We start from the raw sequence: 23,860 nt of genomic DNA on the forward strand, positions 1-23,860 counted from the left end.
CCTTGAACATCAAGGTCGGATCGAGCGGCGGGCGGCCGTTGTCGGCGCAATAAAGCCCCGCAACACGATCATGGATGAAGGAAAAGTCGATCACCGCGTCGATCTTGCGCAGCAGGTGATCCTTCGGCACCAGACTGTCGAGCGTCACCATCTCAAGAGCCGTCTGGGTGGGGGCAGGTTTCTTCAACATGTCCCAATGAATCACAAACCCCCAGACGGTGCCAGGGGTTTGTCAGCAATCTGACGGCGCGGAGATCGTCCGCGCCGTTTTTCTTTGTGCAAGCCAACGCTTACGGCATCAGCTGGCCGCCATTGACCTCGATGATCTGGCCGGTGATGTAGCCGGAAAGCGTCGGCGATGCCAGGAAGAGATAGGCGCCGACGCAATCCTCCGGCGTTCCGACGAAACCCATCGGAATCGTCTTGCGCTGCAACTCCATCTGTTCGTCGTTCGTGTAGCGCTCATGGAACGGCGTGCCGATGACGCCCGGCGCCACCGCGTTGACCCGAATGCGGTCAGGAACGAACTCCTTGGCATGGCCGCGCGTAATCGTCGAGACGAAGCCCTTCGATGCCGCATAGAGCACGGCACCATTGCCGCCACCGTTGCGGGCGGCGATCGATGTCGTGTTGATGATGAAGCCGCCCTGCTTCTTCAGCCACGGATGGGCAGCGCGGGTTGCAGCGAGAACCGAGCGGGCATTCAGATCCATGACCTTCATGTAGTGCTCGTCGGTATATTCGGCGGTTGGCTTGCGGCCGAGCATGCCGCCGGCATTGTTTACCAGCCCGTCGAGATGCCCAAAGGTTCTGGCCGTTTCTTCGACGACACGCTCCGTCTCGCCCTCTTTCGACACGTCGCCATGAACGAGGTGCACCGTTGCGCCGGCTGCCCGGATTTCGTCGGCAAGCGCTTCGGCGGGCTCCCGGCTCGCATTGTAATGAATGCCAACCTTCATGTCCTGCGCGGCAAAGGCGCGGGCGAGCGCTGCACCGATACCGGTCGAGGCGCCGGTGATCAGCACCGCCTTGCCGGCGAGGTCCGGGATTTTGATGGATGCAAGCAATTGAGCAAGATTTGCCATGGCAGCGATAGCCTCCGGGAACGTGACGGGACGGTTTGGGGCGAGTTGCAGGGAGCTTATCAGCCTCCCTCAACCCGGGGCAATGCCATATCCGCTATGGCGCGAGATCAAGCTCTGGATAGTGCCGAAAAATTCCGTCCTCGTTGAAGGCAAGCCGGCGGTCCGACTGGAGGTAGGCGGTAATGTTCGGGCGCCTGGTGACGGCATCGTGCAACGCGATCAGCCCCGGATAGTCGGCCGCACAGGCTTTCATCGCTTTTGGAAAGGCATATCGCAAGCCCTCGATGACCTGAAACAGCGACAAGTCGACATAGCTCAGAGCATCGCCAACGATATGGTGCGGCCCCCGAGGGTTCTGTTGCAGCACCTGCTCGAAGTAGCCGAGGAACTTTGGAATGCGCTCGCTGATAAAGGCAGCGGAGCGGGCTTTCGCCGCCTCCTTCTGATCCTCATAGTAAAGGGAGGTGGCAATCGGGTGGTGCGTATCGTGCACCTCAGCCACCAGGTCCGTGATGGTCAGTTGCAGCCCGTTGCCGACGCAGCGCAGTTTCTCATCTTCCGGCGCGAGGCCAAGCTTTGGGCCAAGATAGGCGAGAATATTGGCGACATGCGAGACGATGAGCTCCCCGTCCTTCAGAAACGGCGGCGCAAAGGGAATGTGGGGCTCGCGCTTGCTCCTCATCAGGTCCAGCATCGCTCCGGTTCCCATCGCGGGCCCGGATTGCCTGGCGACATCGACATAGTCCGCCTGTGCTTCTTCCAGCGCCAGGCGGACAAACTCTCCGCGGCCTTGAATGCCATCCCAATAGTACAGTTCATATGCCATGAGGTCCCTCCCGGTGGCGTGCTCGAGATCAGTGATGCGCGTGCTGCGCGTTGCGTTTGCGCGTCGCTGCTGCTTTCTTGGCCGAAGCCGAGCGCTCGGCCGCAGAACGCGATGCGGAGGCGGCGCCGCCCTTGCGCCCACCCTTTTCCGATGCCTCGTGGGTATCTTGCTTGCCACGACCGGAGCCGGACTTGTTGCCGCCACCGCTTTCCTTGTTGACCGTCGCCCAGGCCCGCCGTTCGGCCTCCTTGGCGGAAACGCCACGGTCTTCGTAGCCTTCCTCGATATGTTCGGCTTTTCTTTTCTGCTTGTCCGTGTAAGCGGATTTGTCGCCTCTTGGCATGTCTGGCTCCTTTTCTGACGGAGAAAAGGCCAACCAACTGATGCTCGAAAAGTTCCAAGGTTCTCGCAAACCCAAAGGGGCAGACGCTGACGGAAAGTGCGCCGACGAGGTCACTTACTTGCGATAATATTTGCGCGACAACGCCATCATCTTCTCAAAGGTGGGAAAATGCAGCGGTAGGGCAGAATGCGCATCCGGAAAGAACAGTGCAACGAGATTGTCGATCGCATAGACAAGGATCAAGGCGAGGGCCAGATAGGCTAACGCGGCGATGACAAGAGCGGTCATTTTACCCTCAAGGCGCGATGCGGAGGCAGCAATCCGCTACGACAAATCTATCAACTTCCAAATTCGATTTTGGTTCCAGCGCCGATTGTCGCCGCAGCATTTTTTCCGCGAGGTCGGCGTCATGCGCAGTCATGCATACTCTTCCTCTGACGCACCTTTCGTGCCCGTTGGAAATCAATAGGGCAGAAGCAATGCAATCATGTGACGAAGGGCGTCATGGTGATGCCCTTCGCAACATGGAAGCAAGCGATCAGGCCGATTTGCGGCCAGCTGTCTTTCTTGGGGCGGAGCCCTTTATGGCGCCATTTGCGTTGGAAGCAGTGGCGGTGCGTTTGCGCGTCTTCACTTCCTTGCCATCAGGGGATGCAGCAGACCCTTCGAGTGCTTGGCGTTCGGCACGGGCCTGTTCCCAATGTTTGAAATCTCGTCCCGTTGGACGCCCTTCCTCTTCCCACAGCGCATAGGCACGCTTCCTGATCCACTCTTCGCGAGTTTCTGTCATCGCCGATCTCCAGTCAGTGAGGCCCGTGGTCTAACGCGATACTGGCCTTAGAGTTCCAGAGTAATCGTGCGGTTTCAAGCAATTTTTGACACACTGCAAAAATAGATCCCGCATCGCAGCATTCGGCTGCTGCGCAGCGCGTGCTTTTTGCTTGCCGACGACAGGTTTTGCGCCGGCAAGACCGGACGCTTCATGCCCTTGAGTTCGCAATTAGTGCGCAATTGAACACTGCAGCTTTGTGTTTATAGTTCAACGCAATGTTTTATCTCATATCGACCTACTGGCCGCATATTCTATTCGTTGTTTCGCTCGCCATGGGCGCCGCGGCAGCAATCCACGCGGCCATGACAAAGGAAGAGGTCCGCGCCGCAATCGGCTGGGTCGGGGTGATCATCCTCTCACCGATCGTCGGCGCTGTGCTCTATGCGATCGCCGGTATCAATCGTATCCGGCGCGCCTCGCTCAGCCTTCGGCGCGATGCGCTGATCTCCGACGCGGACCTCGATGAGCTCGAAAGCTTCGACGCCGATACGGATATCGTCATCAGCGGCTTTGGCCGGCGTTTCGCTGCCCTCCAGACACTCGGCGACCGCGTCGCTCGCGTTCCGCTCGCAACCGGCAACACGATCGACATGCTGGAGACCGGCGACGACTGCTATGGTGCAATGAAGGCGGCAATCGACAGTGCGGCCCGCAGTGTTCTGCTTGAGACCTACATCTTTGACCGCGATCCGATCGGATTGAGGATCGGCGATTCCCTTATTGCTGCAGTCAAGCGGGGCGTCGAGGTGCGCGTGCTGATCGATGCAGTCGGCGCCCGCTATTCGGTGCCGAGCATACTCGGATATCTTGCAGATGGCGGCGTCACGGTCTCGGTCTTCAACGGCAACGTTATCATGGGGTTGCGTTTGCCCTATGCGAACTTGCGCACCCACCGCAAGATCCTCATCGTCGACGGCCGCATCGCGCTGACCGGCGGCATGAACATCCGGGCAGGCTTTACCCGCGAAATAGCAGGGGAGGGCTTTGCGCGCGACACCCATTTCAGTGTTACCGGGCCGGTCGTTGCCGACCTCTTCAATGTTGCCGCCGAAGACTGGCGCTTCACGACGGGCGAGATCCTGCAAGGGGAAGGATGGCGAACCGCGATGCCCGAGCGCCAACCGGGGGATCCCGTCTTCATGCGCGTCGTGGCGTCCGGGCCCGACAGAAGCATCGAGACGAACCACAAGATGCTGATGGGCGCCTTTTCCATTGCGCGCAAATCGATCCGCATCATGTCGCCCTATTTCCTCCCGGACCGCGAGCTGATCAGCGCACTGGCGACCGCCGCACGACGTGGCGTCGAGGTTGATATCGTCGTTCCCTCCGTCAACAACCTCGTCCTGGTCGACCGGGCGATGACTGCGCAGTTCGACCAGATCCTTACCAGCTATTGCCGCATCTGGCGCTCGAGCGGCGCCTTCAGTCATTCCAAGCTGCTGTCGATCGACGGGGTCTGGTCCTATGTCGGATCATCCAATCTCGATCCGAGATCGCTGCGGCTGAATTTCGAGGTCGACCTGGAAGTACTGAATGAAGGCTTTGCCAACGAGATTGACGAGCATATCGACGAGGCCATCAAATCGGCGTCGCCGGTTACGTTGCAGGGGCTGCGTGCGCGACCTTTCGCTGTCCGGCTGCTTGAGAAGGTTCTTTGGCTCGGATCGCCTTATTTGTAGCGGATTTCTTCGGCCTAAAGGCGTGGCAAGTTTCAATAGCCGGCCTATACTCCGGATCAAACCACTTCGACCAACGGAGCGCGAGCAAACTCCGATGCATGCCAAAAAGGACAATCTGCCCTCAAACATCCTCGCATCGATCCGCAATCGAAAAAAGCGACTGGATGCAGCGCATTCGGAGAAGAAGCCGCGCTCGGACGGCACTTTGATTGCCTCTTACAACGTTCACAAATGTGTCGGCAATGATCGTCGTTTCGATCCGGAACGCACCAGCCGGGTCATCCACGAAATCGATGCCGATGTGATTGCGCTTCAGGAAGCCGACACCCGGTTTGGTGAGCGTACCGGCATTCTCGATCTCGGCCGGCTGGAACGGGAGACCGGACTTATCCCGGTGCCGGTCAACGGCATGGCCAAGGCTCATGGCTGGCATGGCAATGTCGTGCTCTTCAAGCGTGGCCTCGTCCGTGACGTACACCAGATCAACCTCCCCGGGCTTGAGCCGCGCGGCGCGCTTGTCGCCGAACTCGATCTCGAACACGGCGGGGCCTTGCGCATCATCGCCGCCCATTTCGGCCTGCTTCGCCATTCGCGCGCACAGCAGGCCAAAATGCTGGTCGAACTGATGGCCGACAAGCGTGAGGTCCCGACCATCCTGCTCGGCGATCTCAATGAGTGGCGGCTCGGTGACCGTTCATCGCTGCACACGTTCCAGTCCGCCTTTGGCCCGCAGCCGCTCGCCGTGCCCAGCTTTCCCGCACGACTTCCCGTTCTCGCGCTTGATCGCATCATGGCAAATCGCAAGGGGGTTGTGACAGCGGTCGAGGCGCACGACACGCCGCTTGCCCGCATTGCCTCCGATCACCTGCCGGTAAAGGCCGTGGTCAATCTGAAGCGCGTGGAAGAACTCGCGGCCAAAGCCTAGCCGGCATACGACAGGGGCATTACTTTCACACACCGAAAAGGGTCGCCTCCTAAACCATGGCGAGCTTGACAGGGCCCGTGGTCGTGGCAGGTTCACCTGTCTCGACAGATGTCCTGAATCGGAGGTTTCGCGGTGCTTGTGATGGAGATTTTGCGGCGGCGGGTCGACATATCGCGCGGGCTTGCGTCCGCGGCGATCATGCGCTCGCTAGAGGGATTGACCAAAACATGTCTGGTCGCAAGCCTTGCCGTCGCCTTCTCGATGTCGCCCGCCAGCGCCGGGGATACGCCGGTCCAGACGCAGGTTTCGAAGGACCAGGTCCGCAAGCTCGTTGAAACATGGAAGCACTATTATGCGAAGGCCGACAGCCTTCGCGATCGGCGCAATGCGTTCGAAGAGATGATGGAAGCCACCCCCGAGCCGACGCGCGTGCAAATCAGGCCTGTCGATGCCGATGGTGTCGATGCGCAGCTCATCTGGCCGGCAAGGCTCCATCATCCGATCGGCAAGCGCGCCATTCTCTATATCCACGGCGGCGGCTTCTATGGCGGTTCGTTGCGCACGCACCGGGCCATAGCGGGCGCACTGGCCAAGGCGGCGTCCGCCGACGTGCTTCTCATCGACTACAGGCTTGCACCTGATAACCCCTATCCCGCACAAATCGACGACGCGCTGACAGCCTACCGGTGGCTGCTTGATTCCGGCTATGAGGCCAGCAATGTCGTCATCGTCGGCGAATCCGTCGGCGGAAACCTCGCGATCGAAGCCACGCTCAGGCAGATGCGGGTCAAGGGACCGTTGCCTGCGGCCGTCGTGGCGATGAGCCCGGTTACGGATCTGGCTGCAACCGGCGCATCGCTGACGGCCAGCGCCAGTACCGATCCACTGATCGACGCCGCTCAACTCGATCTCATGCGCAAGGCTTATCTCGGAACACGCTCTCCCACTGATCCGATGGTGTCGCCCCTCTATGGCGACATGACCGGGTTTCCACCATTGCTTGTCCAGGTCGGTTCGGGCGAGGCATTGTTGGACGATACGCTAAGGCTGGCTGAAAAGGCCCGAAAGGTCGGAGTCGACGTCGAGACCGAAATCTGGCCTGGCATGATCCACCAGTGGCAACTCTTCCCGTTCTGGCTCGATGACGCAAGGCAGTCGAACCAGCGTGTTGCGGAATACGCGATCAAGCATTTCGCCGACAAACCACGGCCATAGTCTTTTCGGTATCTTCAAGATATCGATGAGGTGGAGCACATCTTTCAGATCGGGTGCAGAATTCTACGGTTTTGGCCTATGGAAGTGTGCTTGGGTCGATGGCATGAATTCTCATACCGCGTGATGTGATGGATGCTGATCGTGGCGACCATCGAGAAAAGAACCATCAGCCTGCCGGGCGATCAGGCAGCGTCTATCGACGCGAAGGTGAGCGCGGGTGATTATGCTTCGGCGAGCGAGTTGATCCGCGCGGGTATCAGTGCGCTGAAAGAACACGATGAGGCAATCGGGCGGTGGCTCCAGCATCAGGCAGCCTCGAGCTTCGACGCGATGAAGGCCGATCCCGCGCGCGGTGTCAGTGTCGATGATGCGTTCGCCAGCGTGCGCGCCCGTCATGCGGAGCGGGTAAAAGGCTAACTAGCAGACGAAAACTACAAATGCGCGCCGCCGTAGGACGAGGCACTCGATCGTTCACAGAATAGAACCGGAATACGCGGGCGTCAGGTTTGACATCAGCAAGCAGAAAAAGACCGCAGCGATGCAGTTCAGGGCGACGTGGCCGCACTAGGATCTTCCGCAAGGACACGAGCCTCCAGAATGGAAACGCCATAGGCAGCCATGAGCCACAGACACAAGGCCACACAACGAGGCACAGGCTTCTCTCCAGAGGCAAGCTGGCTTCTGGTTGGTTCGTCAATGCCAAGCAGTTCCTGAATGTCGCTTGCCGACATTCTTGCGACCACCACGGCCGCGCTAAACTCAGACGGTGTCATGTTGCCCCCAGGCGCGATTTCAAACGCGCGGAATCCTGGTTGAGTCTCCTCTCCAATCAGGGGCAGTCTGCCAGCAGCCGGGCTTTCGTTTCCAAGATCAGAGCGTTGTTCCAACTCCAAGCGGGCGGCATCGCCTGGCTCGAAAACAACACGCTCGACCTGACGGCCGAGCATCGGGATTTGAAGCCCGTGCCCGGCCGGTGTCGGAAGCCTGTGTTCAGAGCCTCGTGACGATGACCTCCAAATATTCGCTTGGCACGACCACGGTGCCGTCATCGGCGCGGTTGAAGCGTTCCATGAGCGCCAAAAGGTCGTCGGTCAGTGTATCTCGCGCCACCGGGTCAAGGGCGGCGAATGTTTTCAGCACGGGACCATAATAGGTCCGGAAGACCTCAAGCCAATGGTCCGGTGACTTGTAGCGGAACACGAACTGCCTGGGCGTTGCTGCGATCGACGCGACGGCTTTCGGGAACAATTCGTCAAGCCGTGCCCGCGAGCCCCAGAGCGCCGGCGAGCGAGCACCTGCCGGAGGCGGCACATGCTTGCCGATCGTCTTGAACATCTGCCCGATGAAACCGTCAGGGGTCCAGTTCGCAAGGCCAACCGAGCCGCCGCGCTTGCAGACCCGAATGAGTTCGGACGCAGCGCGCTCCTGGTCGGGCGTGAACATCACGCCGAAAATCGACAGCACATTGTCGAAGGACTGATCGGCAAACGGCAGATGTTCTGCATCGGCCTCCTGGAAGACGATCGGCAGCCTATCGGCTTTGGCGCGCTCCTGGCCACGTTCGAGCAGCGCCGGAACGTAATCGGTTGCCGTGACCTCGCACCAGCGTCGGGCTGCGGCAAGTGCGCCGTTGCCGTTGCCGGCCGCAACGTCAAGTACCTTCGAACCGGCGCGCAGGTCGAGCGCTTCGCAGAGGCTTTCCCCGACAATCTGCAAGGTCGTCCCAACGATTGCGTAGTCGCCCGAGGACCATGCACTTTGTTGCCTGGCCTTGAGCGCGCTGAAGTCGACGGCGGGCTGAGGATTACTGGCGACGGCCGCAGATGTGGACATTGTTTTCTCCTTGGGTCAGATTGATCAGCCTCATGGTGCGTCTATGGCAACCGTGGTTGGGCACGTGTCGTGCCACGGTCTCTGGCTTAGACAGGGATAGTGGGGGTCGGCGTGGCAGCTGGCGTGGGAATGAGCGTGGAATCGGGCGGCGGGGACGCAAATCAACCCGGAGGCCCGCTCGAGATCCGACTGCTCGGCCCGATGGCGATCCGGCGAGAGGGCGTCGATCTGACGCTCCCCGGCTCCCGGAAGGTGCGATCTCTTCTGGCCTACCTTGCGCTTTCACCGAGGGCCTGCGGCAGGGCGCAGCTTTGCGATCTGTTGTGGGATATCCCTGACGATCCGCGCCGCGAGTTGCGATGGTGCTTGAGCAAGATTCGCGCGCTGATCGGTGAACAACGCGTCGTCACGAAGGGCGACACCATCAGACTGGATCTGTCGGACTGCTTTATCGATGCGATCGAGGCGACTGCGGCTTATCAGCATGGATTCAAGACGCAGTCACTCAGCCAGTTGCGCTCCCTGGCAGCCCTGTTTGCCGGGGACTTTCACGAAGGATCGAGCGTCGAGCGTAGCCCGGCATTTGAAACATGGCTGCTGTCTCAACGTCGTCGGCTGCGCGACATTCATACAGCCCTTCTCGAGCATATGGTCCAGCGTTTCCCGCCCGAAGAAGCACAAACCTATCTCGATCGCTGGATCCAGCTTGCGCCCTTCGACCTTCGCCCGCACGAACTGCTATTGATGTCCCTTGCCAAGGCGGGTCGTTTTCGAGAAGGCGAGGAACATCTGGAAGCGACCGCGAAGCTGTTTGATGCCGAGGGTATCAACGAGCGATCCTTGCGCGACGCCTGGCAGACGGCCAGAACCCAGACAGACGAAACCTTCCGGCAGCAGCGCCCAAGCGCCAGCGCTGTGGCTGCATCGTCTCCACCCGAAACCGAAAGCTTGCTCAAGGAGCCGCGGCGCGCATCGATTGCGATCATGCCGTTCAATGAGCTGTCGGCCGTGGCCGCTCCCGGCGGTCCGTCCGATGCATTGGCATACGACATTATCACACGGCTCGCGAAGCTGCGCTCTTTCCATGTCATCGCGCAGGGCACGATGTTTGCGCTGAGGGACCGGCACCACACGGTTGAAGAGACAGCACGGCTGCTCGGCGTCGACTACGTGGTCGACGGATCGTTTCAGCGCGTCGGCGACCGCATTGTCGTTCGCGTCGAGTTGACAGAGGCAAGAACAGCGCGCATCGCCTGGACGGAGGCCTTCGAGCGCCGTGTGGCCGATACCTTCCTCCTCCTTGAGGAAATCGGCAGCAGGATCGTCGTCTCGATCGAGCGCGAAGTCGAAACGATCGAGAGCAATCGTGCCCTCCTGAAGGCGCCGAACTCTCTCGACGCCTGGGAGGCCCACCACCGGGGGCTCTGGCACATGTATCGCTTTACCAAGAGCGACAACGAGCAAGCCCAGCGCTTCTTCGAAAGGGCAATTGGCCTCGACCCGACGTTTGCCCGTGCGCATGCGGGGCTCTCCTTCACCCATTTCCAGAGTGCCTTCCAGCATTGGGCGGATCGCGACGTCGAGGCCGAGCTTGCCTATCGAGCAGCGAGCCAGAGCATGATGGTCGATGATCGCGACCCGACGGCACATCTCGCCATGGGTCGGGCGCTATGGTTGAGAGCGTTGCACGATCAGTCCGTCAGCGAGCTGCAACAGGCGGTCGAACTGAGCCCCAGTTTCGCGATCGCGCATTACTCCCTCGCTTTCGTTCAATCCCAGTCCGGTGATCCGGGCGCAGCGATCCTGGCGGCCGATCACTCCCGCGCGCTCAGTCCTTTCGACCCGCTGCTCTTCGGCATGCTTGCAAGCCGCGCCCTGGCTCTCGTGCGCCTCGGAAGCTTCGAGGATGCCGCGGAATGGGGCGCCAAGGCCGCCGCCCGTCCGAACGCTCACGCTCACATTCTGGCGATCGCCGCACTTTGCCTGTCGATCGCGGGACGGCTGAGTGAGGGGAAGTCTTACCTCGCCATGATACACGATCGGTATCCCGCCTATCGGCTGAACGATTTCATCTCGGCATTCCATTTGCCGCCCACTGACCAGGCGCTGTTCCGCCAGGGAGCCCAGCGCCTCGGCTTTGAGTAAGCGGCCCGGGGAACCCACCAGATCACCTGCCGCCGCCCGGCATCGACGATGCGTGAGTTTCAAGCTTGCTGAACGCTGACAAACGAAACCACGTCAAGAAAATCACAGGGCGCGCGCGCGCCAGGGCGCGCGACATCCCGCGATTCCTGATCGACATGATCCCGTTCCTCGGTGGACCGACAATGATCCTCTTCCAAGGTCAAAAACGACGGGGCAATGTATCAACCGCATCAAGACTGAGGGGCTGCGATCGAACCGCGTTCAACGAATGGGCACTCGAGCTTGATCTTCTGGGTGGTTCGGTGGGATGAAATACCCTCGTTGTGGTCGAGGAGGACACCAACGGCCCATCGCGCCATTTCGTCATGGGGCAACAGCACCGTTGAAAGTGGTGGCACCATGTAGGATGCCAGATCCTCGTCGTCGAATCCCACCACGGAGATGTCTTCGGGCACACGCAAGCCGCGGCTTTTGATGGCGTCATATGCGCCGACGGCCATTCGGTCATTGAAGCAGAAGATGGCAGTCGGCGGGTCTTTCCGATCAAGCAATTTGATGGTCAGTTCGCGGCCGCCATTGACGGTCCATCCTCCCATCAAAACCAGGTCTTCGTCGACGGGCACATCCCATGTGGTCAGCGCTTGCCGGTACCCCTTTTCGCGGTCCCTGGCAGCTTCGATCCAGTCCTCGCCCTTCAGGTGAGCGATCCTTCGATGACCCGCCTTCAGCAGCGCCTCGGTCGCCGCATGCCCGCCAGCGATATCGCCGGGAACGACCGAGGGATGACGACGATGCTTCTCATAGCAATTCACGAGAACTGTGGGGATGTCGTTCAGCCGTTCCGGAACAACGATCTGTCGGGTCGTCAGGGTGGTATAAAGAATGCCGATGACGTTCAATTCCTGAAGCAGATCGAGAGCCGCGCTCTCGATCTTGGGATCGGAGCGCGTGCAGAAGGTTGCGATCAGGATATCCTGCAGGGCCGCTTCATCGCGCGCGCCCTCGATGAAGGGCATGGCAAACGGTGTTGTGCTGACTTCATCGAGCAGCAGCCCGATAACGGGTCGCCGATGCTCGGGAACATTGTGTCTAGGGCCCTTGCGATAACCAAGGGCTTCGGCCGCTTCCACGACGCGCGATCGGGTCACCTCGGAAACGCGGGGATTGCTGACCCCGTTCAATACCAGCGACACCGTTGCCTGTGAGACGCCTGCACGCTGTGCAACGTCAACCATGGTTGCACGCTTGGTCAATGCTTGTCCCACTTCATCGATCGGCCCATCCCATTCATCAAATTATAGAAAACCCAGTTTTCCGACAACCGTCCACTGTGGCTTTTGCGGGTCCCGAATTTTCCGGCTTGCCAGTTGGTTATATTCTCTGTACCCATAACTAATAATATAACTAATAACATAATTCGCAAGGGAGAGAGTACATGACCGCCCCTGTCACGCCCGCTTTGCCGCTATCCCAGGACGCGCGCAAGCGAATGACACTCGACGGCCTCTGGCAGTTCAAATTCGAAGGGGATGCCGACTGGCGCTCGATTTCCGTTCCATCCGTTTGGCAATCCGAATTTGCCGATCTTCGCGACGCGTTTGGCACTGCAAGCTACCGTCGACAGTTCTTTCTGCCGCAAGAATGGGCGGAGCGCGACATCTCCCTTCACTTCGGCGCGGTGAACTATTTTGCTGAAGTCTTGGTCAATGGTCAGCCTATCGGCAACCACGAAGGAGGCTACCTTCCGTTCTCGTTGACGATTTCGAACAGCATCCTCAAACCGGAAAATGAGATCGAGGTCTCGGTTACGCTTCCGAGCGCCGACGCGACCAGGTACCCGCAGTTTCCCTTTGCGGAAATTCCGCATGGCAAGCAAAGCTGGTACGGCCCTCTCGGCGGCATATGGCAATCGGTGACGCTGGAGGCGCGTGATACCAGCCACATCAAGCATGCCGAGGTAAGGGCAGACCTTTCCTCGGGTGCCGTTCGCTTCGATCTGGACCTTTCCGCATCCGCGGCAGACGCCGAGGTGCGCGTCGCTGTCTACGGGCCGGACGGAGCCCTGGAGGTCGCGGCAAAGGGATCTGGTCGCACCTTGAGCGTCGTTGTTCCCGAGGTGAAGTCCTGGTCGCCTGATGCACCGCAGCTTTACCGTGCCGACATCAGTCTTTCGGTCGCAGACGCAATCGTCGATGCGACTTCGGTTACATTCGGGTTTCGCACCATCGAGACCAGGGGCGGCCAGCTCTTCCTGAACGGTGCTCCGCTCTACATGCGTGCTGCACTTGATCAGGACTACTATCCCGAAGGCATCTGCACGCCGCCTTCGCTTGAGTTCCTCGAGGACCAGGCGCGCAAGGCCAAGGCACTTGGGTTGAATACGCTGCGCATTCACATCAAGGTTCCCGACCCGCGCTACTACGATGTGGCGGACCGTATCGGTCTTTTGATCTGGACCGAAATTCCGAACGTCCAGACCTTTAGCGATGGCTCGGCCAGGCGAATGCGCGAGACCATGCAGGGAATCGTCAGGCGCGATGGCCATCACCCGTCGATCATCGCCTGGACGATCATCAATGAAGATTGGGGAACACGTATCGTCGAGAACGCCGATCATCGCCAGTGGCTCGCCGAGACCTACGACTGGTTGAAGACGCTCGACCCGAGCCGTCTTGTTTCGGACAATTCCGCCTGCTTCCCGAACTTCCACGTGAAGTCGGACCTCAATGACTACCACTACTACCGCTCCATTCCGGAACGACGCGAAGAGTGGGACGACATCACCAGGCAATTCGCCGAGGGCGCAGCGTGGACCTATTCTGGCCTTGGCGATGCGCAGTGGCGAGGCGAAGAGCCTCTCATCGTCTCCGAGTTTGGCGTCTGGGGCTTGCCCGATCCCTCGAAACTCCTTCTGCAAGATGGTTCCGAGCCCTTCTGGATGGAAACCGGTGCGACATGGGGTGATGGCGTCGCCTATCCGCATGGCGTTCAAAAGCGCTTCCGCGCGCTCCATCTGGACACCGTCTTCAAGGACTTCGGATCGTTCATCGAGGCCGCGCAATGGTACCAGTTCGCGAACCTCAAATATGAAATCGAGGTGATGCGCGCCCATCCCAGGATCGTCGGCTACGTCATCACCGAATTCACGGACGTTCATTGGGAGGCAAACGGCCTTCTGGACATCAACAGAAATCCGCGTGTCTTCCACGACGACTTCGCGAGCATCAATAGCGACATCGTCGTGATCGCCCGCCCGAATGCCTGGTCTGCCTACGCCGGCGAACTGCTGGAGGTGGATCTCTCGGTGGCGACCGGTGGCGCGTCCATTCCTGATGGCGCAACGATCCGCTGGACCTACGGGCAGGGCAGCGAGCGGGCACTACCAGCAACGGGTGCCAACGCGGTGGCAAGCGTAGGCATCGTGCCGATGCAAATGCCGGAAACCGACGTCAATCGCACGCTTCGCATCGAACTTGAGGTCCTGTCCAGCGGACGGCGGCTTGCGACCAATGTTCTCGATATCGCGCTGTACGCAAAACGCAGCCGAGCCAACCTGCCGAGCATCGCTTCGAAGGATCCGGCGCTTCGCGCTTTTGCAGAGAAACTGGGCTATCCGGTCTCTGAGCCTGATAAAGCGGACGTCAATCTGGCGCATGCCCTTGATGAGAGCGACATTGAGGCAATGCGCCACGGGGCACGCTATCTCGTGATCGCCGATGGCAGCATTCCCACGCACCGCAATCTGCGCAAGGACATTCCCGAAGGCGAAAAGCTCTATCGCGAGATGACCATCGATGAACGGGATATGCCTGTTGGTATCGACCAGCAGCTCCCAGGAATCGGACTGATCGCACGTGAAGGTACGCTGTGGCGTGGCGACTGGATTGCCAACTTCAGCTGGATCAGACGTAAAGGTGCGTTTGCTTCATTGCCGGGTGGTCCGTTGCTCGACCTGTCCTTCGAGAAGGTTGTTCCGCATCATGTCATGACGGGCTTCCGCACGTTCGAGTATGCCGGACCGGTCCACGGCGGGCTGGTCATCGGTTGGGTCCACAAACCCGCGGTCACCATCGCTGAACGACGTGTCGGGCGCGGCAATCTCGTTGCAACAACCTTCCGGTTGACGAGCCACCCGGCCGGCACCGATCCGGTCGCTGCCGCCTTGTTCGATGCCATGATCGCGACTGTCAATCAGAGCAAATGAACGAGCTGAGGCGGGCGCGGAAAACAGCGCTCGGCCTCAAACGGCAGGCTCTGGAACTCAATCAGCGGAGGAATACGTGGCGCTCATCGAACTGGTGAACATAAGCAAGCAATACGGTGCGGTGCACGTCATCGACAACCTGTCCCTGACGATCAATTCCAACGAGTTCATGGTCTTCCTCGGCCCATCCGGCTGCGGAAAATCCACCTTGCTGCGAATGATTGCCGGGCTGGAGAGCATCGACGGCGGTGAGATACGCATCGACGGCAAACGCATCGATCATCTGCCGCCGGGCGAGCGCGGTATCGCCATGGTATTCCAGCACTATGCGCTCTACCCCCATATGAGCGTGCGCGACAACATGGCCTTCGGCTTGCGAAACATCGGGGTCGACGAAGCGGAAATCGCTCGCCGGGTAACGGAGGCGGCAAAGGTTCTTGTTCTCGACAAGCTGCTTGATCGCAAGCCGGGGCAATTGTCTGGCGGCCAGCGTCAGCGCGTGGCCATCGGCCGCGCGATCGTCAAGGAGCCGCAAGCCTTCCTGTTCGACGAGCCCCTGTCGAATCTTGATGCAGCACTTCGTGTCAGAACGCGCGTCGAGCTGGCGCAGCTTCACAACCGTGTCAAATCAACGATGGTTTTCGTGACGCATGACCAGATCGAGGCGATGACGCTCGCACACCGGATCGTGGTCATGAACAATCGCCGCATCGAACAGGTCGGCACACCAATGGAGATTTATGCACGTCCTGCGACACGTTTCGTCGCCGAGTTCGTCGGTTCTCCTGCCATGAACTTCCTGCCCGTGAAACTGGACCGCGATTTTGTTCGCCTAACCGACGGAACGACTGTCCACACGGCGGTTCCAATCAAAGAACTGGCGCCGGCCAGTGACTACACGATGGGTGTCCGCGCTGAAGCCATTTCGATCGGGCGATCCGGCACCGGCGACACGGATGCCGTTGTCGAGGTCATCGAGCGGCTGGGAGATCGCACGCTCGTCTATGCTCGCATCGCAGATAACTCGCTGCTGGTGGCAGAAGCCAAAGGAGACAGCCCACTCGCGCCAGGGGCAGCCGTCGCCCTGACGTTCGACGGCCGCCGGACCCACCTCTTTGACGCGGCCGGCCGCGGCTATCACACCGCGGAGGCAGCGTGATGAGCCAGGCCATCCACATGAACGAATCCCGATTGCGAAACGGCTTGTTCGTTGCGCCTTTCGTGCTTGTTTTCGTCTGCCTGCTCGTCATTCCTCTCTTTTGGGGCTTCTGGCTTGGCGTGACGAAGGCTGACCTGTTCGGCCCCGGCAAGTTTGTGGGGCTTGCAAACTATACGCGCCTCTTCAACGACAAGATTTTCCGCGGGGCAGTTCTGAATACGCTCTACTTTGTCGTCCTGACCGTGCCGGTTCTCGCGGTATTCGGACTTGCACTCGCGCTGGCGCTCAATCGCAAGACACGCTTCGCCTCGGTGATGCGCGCCGTCTTCTTTGCCTCGTCCGTGCTGTCGGTTACAGTGGTGACTCTGATATGGCGCATCGTCTTCATTCCCGACATTGGCCTGCTTTCCAATGTCTTCGGCTGGTTCGGTCTGGCGCAGGTTACCTTCCTCAGCAATGCGCGTCTTGCGCTTCCGGCCGTTGCGATCGCAACAGTCTGGTGGGGCGTAGGCTTGCCGATGATGCTGTTTCTGGCCGCACTGCAACAGGTGCCGGGCGAGATTTATGAAGCGGCTGCGCTCGACAATGCCGGGCGCTGGAAGACGCTGTGGCGCATTACGCTTCCGTCGATCCGTCGGACATTCCTGCTCGTGCTGATCATTCAAAGCGTGCTTCAGTTCCAGGTATTCGGCCAGGCCCAGCTGATGACGCAGGGTGGCCCCAACAATGCTTCGAGACCGATTGTCCTTTACATCTACGACGTTGCCTTCACCCGCTTCGATGTCGGCATGGGCGCGGCAACCTCGCAGGTCCTGTTCGCGATCATCCTGATGGCCGGCATGCTGCAGTACTTCCTTTCCAACCGGCAGGGAGAAAATCGATGAGCCGCACGAGCTCCGGCATTGTCGGAAAATCCCTGGGAGACCGGATCATCCTTCTTGCCGTCGTGGCAGCCGGCCTGATCATGGTGTTGCCGATCCTTTGGGTCGTCGGGCTGTCGTTCAAGCTCAATGCGGAACTGAAGCTGGATACGAATTCGGTCTTCCACGTTCCGTATACGATCAAGAACTACGCAGACGTGTTTGGCGGATCCAATGTCTTCCGCTGGTTCTTGAACAGTCTCATCGTTTCGTCGGGGATGACGCTGGGTGTGCTGATCCTGTCGTCGCTTGCCGGCTATGGTTTCGCGCGGCTACGGTTTCCGGGGCGCGACATTCTGTTTGTCATCGTTCTGTTCGGCCTTGCCGTGCCGGAGCAGGCGGTGATCGTCGCGCGTCATCAGATCTTCAGCATGCTGCGACTGCACAATACCTATCCTGGCCTGATCCTGCCCGGTTTGGCTGCGCCATTCGGTGTTTTCCTGATGACGCAGTATTTCCGGGAGATTCCCAAGGAACTGGATGAGGCAGCACTGCTCGACAACGCGTCGCGCTTCAAGATCTTCTGGACGGTTCTTCTACCCCTTACCATCCCGGCCCAGGCGACACTCGGTGTGTTCACCTTCCTCGGTGCCTGGAACGACTATCTGTGGCCGCTCATCTCGGCGACCAAGAAGGACATGTACACGATCACGACCGGCATTGCTTCCATGCAGATGAACTTCGCCCAGACTGAGGGCCTCGGCTTCCTGATGGCTCAGGCTGTGTTCGCAGGCCTGCCAACGCTCGCTGTCTACCTGTTCTTCCAGAAATACATCGTCACCGCGGTTTCGGGTTACGCAGTGCGATGACGATCATGATCTGACAATCCGGTTTCAACGCGCATTTTCGCAAGCAATAGGAGGAGATTGCAATGAAGATTGGCATGAGGAATATCTTACTGGCTGCGACGCTGACCATGGCGTCGTGGCCGGCTCTCGCCGGTGATCCTGTCGAAATTACGGTTCAGCGGTTCTTCGGAGCCTGCGACGCCGATTGGGGAACAAACACCGACGTCAGCAAGGCTGTAGGCGAGTGCGGAATCATCACGTCGCAGATCAACAAGTTCGTTGCCGACAATCCCGATATCAAGATCAATGTGAACACCGTCGAATGGCCTGGTTACGACCAGCTGACGGCGCAGCTGGCATCGGGCGAGCCGCCAGATGTCGTCACCATCCATGAATCCGTGCTGTCCGACTATCAGTCGAAGGGTCTTCTTGAGCCTCTGGACCCGGTACTAAAGGCTGCCGGCGTGGATTCCTCCACTTTCACCGCGGCGGGCCGGGAAGGGGTGACGAAGGAGGGCCAGATATTCGGCCTGCCGATCGATTCCCACACCATGTTGTGGCACATCAACATGAACTATTTCCGCAAGGCGGGCCTGGTGAATGAAGACGGAACGCCGGTGCTGCCGAAGACGGCCGACGAACTGCTCGCACAGGCAAAGCAGTTCAAGGAAAAGACCGGCAAGCCCTATCTCGTTCAGAGCATGGCCAACGAAAAGGGTGCGTTCTATCGTGCCCTCTATATCTACCTGACCCAGATGAAGTCCGACTTCTTCGCAGATCCGACCCATGTCAAACTCAACACACCTGAAGCCAAGAAGATCGTCCAGCTGTTCAAGGACATCTACGATCAGGATCTGACCACGAAAGACCAGGACTATGCTGCATCCCTGTCCGGCTTTACCAAGGGGGACGGTGGTGTTCTTCTGAATGGTACCTGGGTTGTGGGTGACTTCGATGCCCTGTCGAAAGAGGCCGACAACGCGCTCACCAACGGCTACGCGGTCTATCCGTATCCGCCGGTGTTCGGTGGTGAACCGGCCTATTGGTCGGATGGCCACTCCTGGGCGATGACAAAGAAGGATCGCACCCCGGAGCAGGTTGCCGCAATCGGCAAGTTCCTGAAGTTCATGGCCGATCACAACTTCGATTGGGCCCGGACCGGTCACCTGCCGGCTCAGCAGGCGGTCATTGATTCAGCGGAGTTCAAGGCACTGCCGCATCGCGCCACGATCCTCAGCATCGCAAACGTCGCAAAACCCCTGCCTGCACAGGTTCGTCATCAGTTCGCGGTCAACGACATCATCGGCGAAGAGATCGCTTCTGCGATCACTGGGCAAAAGGAGATCGATGCCGCGCTCACAGACGCCGAAACCCGCGTCAACGATCTGCTTGCAAACTAGCAATAAAGGGGCTGTCCGAGCATTCCGGACAGCCCTTTGGCAAATTATGCCTCGTAGAGCATATCGTCGTGGGCGCGGTAACGGCGTCTCTCCGTCCTGCGAGCGCGAGGTGGTCCTCATCGGCCAAAAGGTGATCGCCCGATTTAGCTCGAAAGGCGTACAAGGTATTTCGCGCTTCTTCGGCTATGATTCGACAATCTGCACATTGGTAGATTTTCGCGAGGGGGCATGCCATGCATCGCAAAGCTCTCCGTTGGGCATCTCGCTCAATGCTATTGGATTCGTTGACTCCCCGGTGGTTCGCTGCGGGCCGAAAGGCGAAGCTTCGTAACACCCCCTATAGGGAAGATAACAACTATCAACTCGCGCTGGCCGCACAAACGACCGATGCGATCAAGTCTGGCACTGCCGCCGATAGTTCCGTCAACACCATCGCGCTCAATGAAGACGACGATCGGCCGACGGGAATGGTCTGCGACGCTCACGGCCAGGTTAACAACGACATCACGCTGCCGTCGCTGGCCGATGGTTTCGCAACGATCGACGGAGCCGGCGTTCAACGCCGCGACTTTGTAGCACATCAGCCGTTTGCAGCTGATTGGGGTTTTTCGCCTTCCGATAGGCATGCCTATGCCGGTAGCATGAGTGGGCCGCTCCACGGCGCACGCTCGGGAACGAGCTTCATGGCTGCGGATCCCCTGGCGCCTTTTCTGCGGAACGGTGCTGCGCAGACAGCATCCGGGCCAGGTTCGACCAGTGTGGGGAGCAGCTCCGCTTCCGGTAAAGTCGTCATCCTCGATTCGACGCCCTCAGCGCAGACGAGTGCCCACGGATCGCACTCATTCCTGGCGTTTGGCTTGCCATTTGGCGTCTGCGGCTGCGGCTACTATACGTCTCCGACGCGACTGCTTGATTGGGCTCAAGGCGGCGGTATGCTCCAGCCCGACGGCCAATTGCCGGGAACAAGGCTGACCGAGGGACCGGACTATGTACCGACCGGCAAGGGAACATTCGGCGCGTCGGTCAGCGACCCGCTTCTCAACCGTGACCTTTCGCCCTTGTCAGGTTGGCGCGGGACGGCGACATGGAGGGGCTCAACGGTTTCGAACGGGCCATTGCCAGGCGGTGGGGAGATTGGAACCGGAAGCGCAACCTCAAAAGGCGTCGGCATCCTGTCCGGCTCGGTGACCAAACCGGTGGGCGGCCAGCAGAAGGCAGCAACGCAGGGGCTGGCGGCGGCGGCCGCCGCCACCAACGCGATCGTGGCGGAAAATCAGAAGCAGGGCAATCCCGAGAGCGAGTGGGGCATCGACGGCGCGGGCAGCTCCAACATCGAGGGTTTCGCGACAGACATCAGCGTCGACAACGGCAAGACGATCAGCTTCAAGATCGATACGGATTCCACCAACTATCGGATCGATATCTACAGGCTCGGCTATTATGGCGGCATGGGCGCGCGCAAGGTCGCCACTCTGCAGCACACCGGATTGCAGAACCAGCCCGATCCGCTGCGCAATGCCTCGACCGGCACGGTGGATGCCGGCAACTGGGCGGTCTCGGCGTCGTGGACCGTGCCAGAGGACGCCGTCTCAGGCGTCTACATCGCCAAACTCGTGCGTCAGGACGGCACTTTCGGCGAAAACCACATCCCGTTCATCGTACGCGATGATGACAGTCACAGTGACATCGTCTTCCAGACCGCGGACGAGACGTGGCAGGCCTATAATGGCTGGGGCGGCGCAAATTTCTATGGCGGCAATGGACCCGCGACGGGGCAGGGTGCCGGTCGTGCCTATGCTGTCAGTTACAACAGGCCGATCGCGACCCGTGGCGGGGTTGGCACATATGCTGGGCCACAGGACTATCTGTTCGGCGCAGAGTATGCCGGGATCTACTGGCTGGAACAGAACGGCTACGATGTGTCTTACCTGTCGGGCGTCGATGTCGACCGCTATGGCAGTCTGCTTCTAAACCATAAGGTGTATGTGGACGCTGGGCATGACGAATATTGGTCTGGACAGCAACGCGCCAATGTCGAGGCAGCACGCGACGCTGGCGTCAATCTGGAGTTCTGGAGCGGTAACGAGGTTTACTGGCGCACCCGTTGGGGCAACAGTTATAGCAGTGATGCCACCCCGTACCGTACCCTGATTTCCTACAAGGAGACATGGTCACCTGGCGCCAGCATCGACCCCTCCGACCAATGGACAGGCACCTTCCGCGACCCGCGCCTCAGCCCGCCCGCTATCGGCGGCGGAAACCCGGAAAATTCGCTGACCGGCCAGTTGTTCAAGGTCGACGATGTCGGCACGAACCTGCAGTCGATTACTATTCCCTTCGATGACGCCAACCTGCGGTTCTGGCGCAATACGAGTGTTGCCAACCTTCAGCCCGGACAGACCGTGACACTCACAAAGAACTACCTCGGGTATGAATGGGACGACTCACCCGATAACGGCTTCGATCCAGCCGGTCTGGTGAGACTGTCCTCGACGACGTTGAATGTCAGCTCCTACCTGCTCGACTATGGAAACACGACCGGCAACGGTACCTCGACCCATAATCTGACGCTCTATCGCGCGCCGAGCGGTGCGCTGGTGTTCGGAGCGGGCACCGTCTACTGGACCTGGGGCCTGAGCGACAATCACGACAAGGAGGTGACTCCCACCGACCCCCGGGTGCAACAGGCCATGGTGAACCTGTTCGCCGACATGGGCATTCAGCCGGGAACACTGCAGACTGGGCTCGTTGCGACAACAACGTCGACGGACCATACCGCACCAACCTCCGTCATCTCGGTCCCGGCAACGGCCACCGTTGGCACGACGATCACGATTTCTGGCACCGCCACCGACACGGGCGGCGGGGTCATCGCGGCCGTCGAGGTCTCGACCGACAACGGCGCGAGCTGGCACCCGGCGACGGGGGACGAGAGCTGGACCTATAGCTGGTCTCCCCAGGTCGCCGGTACCTACACCATCCTCTCCCGCGCTGTCGACGACAGCATCAACCTCGAGACGCCTTCGGCGGGGCGCACGGTCACTGTCAGTGGCCCTGCGTTCACATCGCTTTTTGGTGCCACGACACCAGTGGTCGCCAGCACCAACGACAACGCAGCCGTCGAGCTAGGCGTCCGCTTCCAGACCTCCGTGGCAGGTACTGTCAGCGGCATTCGCTTCTACAAGAGCACCGACAACACGGGCACGCATACCGGCTCGCTATGGTCGAGCACGGGTACGCAGCTCGCGACCCTCACCTTCACGAACGAGACCGTGAGCGGCTGGCAGACGGCCTATTTCTCCAGTCCGGTGACGTTGACGCCGGGGCAAATTTACACCGCCTCCTACCACACGGATACCGGTCGCTACTCGAGCACCACCAACTACTTCACATCCGCCGTGACGAGTGGCCCATTGACCGCGCCGGCCAGCGGCAACGGCGTCTATCGCTACGGCAGCACCAGCCTGTACCCCACGAGCACCTACCAAGGGGAGAACTATTGGGTCGACGTGATGTTCAACCCGTCAAACAACACGGCGCCGACGGCGGTTGCCGATGCCGGGGATGCGACCGAAAAGGGCGGCGTTGCCAATGGCTCGGGTGGTTCGCTCGCCAGTGGCAACGTGCTTGCTAACGACACCGATCCTGATGCCGGCGACACCAAGACGGTCACGGCCGTCAGCTTCGGCGCGACAACAGGCACGCTCGGCACCGCACTTGCCGGTGCCTATGGCAGTCTCGTCCTCGCGGCCTCGGGCGCCTATAGCTATACGATCAACGAGGCCAACTCCGCGGTACAGGCGCTGCGGCTGTCGACCAACACGCTGAGCGAGATCTTCAGCTACACCATGCGTGATGCCGCCGGCGCCACCGCCACGGCCGCGCTGACGATCACCATCCACGGCGCCGACGACGCGCCTGTTCTGGCGGCCCAGACCGCCACCCAGAATGCCACGGTCAACACCGCCTTCTCGTTCGCGTTGCCGGCCGGCACTTTCACCGATGTCGACAGCGGCGAAACGCTGACCTACACGGCAACCTCTGGCGACGGCTCGGTTCTTCCCACCTGGCTGAGCTTCAACGCCGCGACGCAGACCTTCAGCGGTACGCCGACGGCAACAGGCACCTCAGGCATCAAGGTGACGGCAACAGACATTGCCGGCCTCGCCACCAGCGAGACCTTCAATATCTCCACCACGATACCGGGCAACACGACGCCGACGGCGGTTGCCGACGCTGGCGATGCGACCGAGAAGGGCGGCATTGCCAATGGTTCGGGCGGTTCTGTCGCCAGCGGCAACGTGCTTGCTAACGACACGGATCCGGATCAAAACGAAACCAAGACCGTCACGGCGGTCAGCTTCGGGGCGACAACAGGCACGCTCGGCACCGCACTTGCCGGCACCTATGGCAGCCTGCTGATCGATGCGACGGGCGCCTATAGCTACACGATCAACGAGACCAACACCGCGGTGCAGGCGCTGCGGCAGTCGACCAACACGCTGA

18 protein-coding genes and 1 pseudogene are annotated in these 23,860 nt (G+C 60.1%); 11 read left to right on the forward strand and 8 right to left on the reverse strand.

From position 1 onward, the window contains the following. From C934_RS34390 to C934_RS0130220, 6 genes and pseudogenes are all read right to left on the reverse strand, one after another. Positions 1 to 190: pseudogene (locus C934_RS34390) on the reverse strand (IS5/IS1182 family transposase); the annotation flags it as partial. Between the two features lie 100 nt (positions 191 to 290). Next, a complete protein-coding gene (locus C934_RS0130200; RefSeq protein WP_018860247.1) occupies positions 291 to 1,085 on the reverse strand; it encodes an SDR family NAD(P)-dependent oxidoreductase in 795 nt (264 codons plus the stop codon). Between the two features lie 94 nt (positions 1,086 to 1,179). After that, a complete protein-coding gene (locus C934_RS0130205) occupies positions 1,180 to 1,911 on the reverse strand; it encodes a glutathione S-transferase (protein WP_018860248.1) in 732 nt (243 codons plus the stop codon). A gap of 28 nt (positions 1,912 to 1,939) precedes the next feature. After that, entirely contained in the window at positions 1,940 to 2,254 is a 315-nt protein-coding gene (locus tag C934_RS0130210) for a hypothetical protein (protein ID WP_018860249.1), read from the reverse strand. A gap of 114 nt (positions 2,255 to 2,368) precedes the next feature. Continuing rightward, entirely contained in the window at positions 2,369 to 2,542 is a 174-nt protein-coding gene (locus C934_RS35395; RefSeq protein ID WP_018860250.1) for a hypothetical protein, read from the reverse strand. A gap of 250 nt (positions 2,543 to 2,792) precedes the next feature. Next, positions 2,793 to 3,044 carry a DUF2934 domain-containing protein gene (locus tag C934_RS0130220; protein WP_018860251.1) on the reverse strand — a complete coding sequence of 84 codons (252 nt, stop codon included), beginning with the start codon at positions 3,042 to 3,044 and terminating at the stop codon, positions 2,793 to 2,795. Between the two features lie 257 nt (positions 3,045 to 3,301). Between C934_RS0130220 and C934_RS0130225 the strand changes: the two genes are divergently transcribed. The 4 genes from C934_RS0130225 (at position 3,302) to C934_RS0130240 (ending at position 7,322) form a co-directional block, all read left to right on the forward strand. Next, positions 3,302 to 4,765, forward strand: coding sequence for a phospholipase D-like domain-containing protein (locus C934_RS0130225; RefSeq protein WP_018860252.1), 1,464 nt, complete (start codon positions 3,302 to 3,304; stop codon positions 4,763 to 4,765). 94 nt (positions 4,766 to 4,859) lie between these two features. Next, positions 4,860 to 5,690: an endonuclease/exonuclease/phosphatase family protein gene (locus C934_RS0130230; protein ID WP_018860253.1), complete on the forward strand. Its 831-nt coding sequence runs from the start codon at positions 4,860 to 4,862 to the stop codon at positions 5,688 to 5,690. 261 nt (positions 5,691 to 5,951) lie between these two features. Then, the gene (locus C934_RS0130235) at positions 5,952 to 6,905 is read left to right on the forward strand and encodes an alpha/beta hydrolase (RefSeq protein ID WP_037090705.1); all 954 of its coding nucleotides are present in this window, start codon (positions 5,952 to 5,954) and stop codon (positions 6,903 to 6,905) included. A gap of 132 nt (positions 6,906 to 7,037) precedes the next feature. Then, positions 7,038 to 7,322, forward strand: a complete 285-nt coding sequence (locus C934_RS0130240) for a ribbon-helix-helix domain-containing protein (RefSeq protein WP_018860255.1) — start codon at positions 7,038 to 7,040, stop codon at positions 7,320 to 7,322. 573 nt (positions 7,323 to 7,895) lie between these two features. Here the strand turns inward: C934_RS0130240 and C934_RS0130250 are convergent. Further along, positions 7,896 to 8,738: a class I SAM-dependent methyltransferase gene (locus C934_RS0130250; protein ID WP_018860257.1), complete on the reverse strand. Its 843-nt coding sequence runs from the start codon at positions 8,736 to 8,738 to the stop codon at positions 7,896 to 7,898. Positions 8,739 to 8,867: 129 nt separating this feature from the next. Between C934_RS0130250 and C934_RS0130255 the strand changes: the two genes are divergently transcribed. After that, positions 8,868 to 10,883, forward strand: a complete 2,016-nt coding sequence (locus C934_RS0130255; protein ID WP_018860258.1) for a hypothetical protein — start codon at positions 8,868 to 8,870, stop codon at positions 10,881 to 10,883. A 230-nt stretch (positions 10,884 to 11,113) separates the two neighbouring features. On the opposite strand, the gene C934_RS0130265 is transcribed toward C934_RS0130255, so the two are convergent. Then, positions 11,114 to 12,136, reverse strand: coding sequence for a LacI family DNA-binding transcriptional regulator (locus C934_RS0130265; RefSeq protein WP_156828831.1), 1,023 nt, complete (start codon positions 12,134 to 12,136; stop codon positions 11,114 to 11,116). Between the two features lie 182 nt (positions 12,137 to 12,318). Here C934_RS0130265 and C934_RS0130270 point away from each other — a divergent pair, with 182 nt between their 5' ends. From C934_RS0130270 to C934_RS0130295, 6 genes are all read left to right on the forward strand, one after another. Continuing rightward, positions 12,319 to 15,087, forward strand: a complete 2,769-nt coding sequence (locus C934_RS0130270) for a glycoside hydrolase family 2 protein (RefSeq protein WP_018860261.1) — start codon at positions 12,319 to 12,321, stop codon at positions 15,085 to 15,087. A gap of 76 nt (positions 15,088 to 15,163) precedes the next feature. Beyond that, on the forward strand, positions 15,164 to 16,246 hold the full coding sequence (locus C934_RS0130275) for an ABC transporter ATP-binding protein (RefSeq protein ID WP_018860262.1): 1,083 nt from the start codon (positions 15,164 to 15,166) through the stop codon (positions 16,244 to 16,246). Next, positions 16,246 to 17,130: a carbohydrate ABC transporter permease gene (locus C934_RS0130280; RefSeq protein WP_018860263.1), complete on the forward strand. Its 885-nt coding sequence runs from the start codon at positions 16,246 to 16,248 to the stop codon at positions 17,128 to 17,130. The genes C934_RS0130275 and C934_RS0130280 overlap by 1 nt, the downstream gene beginning before the upstream one ends. After that, entirely contained in the window at positions 17,127 to 17,975 is an 849-nt protein-coding gene (locus C934_RS0130285) for a carbohydrate ABC transporter permease (RefSeq protein WP_018860264.1), read from the forward strand. The genes C934_RS0130280 and C934_RS0130285 overlap by 4 nt, the downstream gene beginning before the upstream one ends. Before the next feature lie 62 nt (positions 17,976 to 18,037). Beyond that, complete coding sequence (locus C934_RS0130290; protein ID WP_018860265.1) at positions 18,038 to 19,354, forward strand: extracellular solute-binding protein; 1,317 nt, start codon at positions 18,038 to 18,040, stop codon at positions 19,352 to 19,354. A 641-nt stretch (positions 19,355 to 19,995) separates the two neighbouring features. Next, positions 19,996 to 23,860 (forward strand): N,N-dimethylformamidase beta subunit family domain-containing protein (locus C934_RS0130295; protein WP_442965937.1); only part of this gene is annotated, 3,865 nt, incomplete at its 3' end.

The organism is Rhizobium sp. 42MFCr.1, from assembly GCF_000377185.1.
Taxonomy (GTDB): domain Bacteria; phylum Pseudomonadota; class Alphaproteobacteria; order Rhizobiales; family Rhizobiaceae; genus Rhizobium; species Rhizobium altiplani.